Origin of the sequence: Brevibacillus sp. SIMBA_040, assembly GCF_046535075.1 — a bacterium.
In the GTDB taxonomy this organism is placed as follows: domain Bacteria; phylum Bacillota; class Bacilli; order Brevibacillales; family Brevibacillaceae; genus Brevibacillus.
The window spans coordinates 1-265 of the sequence record NZ_JAWRXI010000221.1 but is presented as its reverse complement, the minus strand read 5'-3'; the positions used below and the strand labels follow the sequence as shown (position 1 = coordinate 265).

The window sequence follows — 265 nt, the reverse complement described above, 5'->3', positions numbered from 1 at the left end:
ATCGCAGATAGCATGGGCGCACGGGAAAAATATGGATGAGCGATTAGTGTTCGTAAACGTGGGTTGGATGGTCTCATATCAAGGACCGACCAACGACCCGACGCTAGGTGGCCATGGTTGGCTTAAGACGCACGACTATGGGCATGAAGCCTGGAACTATCTTCCGCATGACGGGAACGTCTACGGCTACGTGCCACGCTCTGCGCGCATCGACATCAAGAAACTTGGAGCGGGGCGGAACGACGAGCAACTTGACGGTGTAACG

1 protein-coding gene is annotated in these 265 nt (G+C 55.1%); it reads left to right on the top strand.

Features of this window, described 5'->3' with window-relative positions; translation table 11 throughout:
• Positions 1 to 31: 31 nt before the first annotated feature.
• A partial coding sequence (locus SB752_RS32615) for a hypothetical protein (protein WP_410719530.1) occupies positions 32 to 265 on the top strand: 234 nt, incomplete at its 3' end.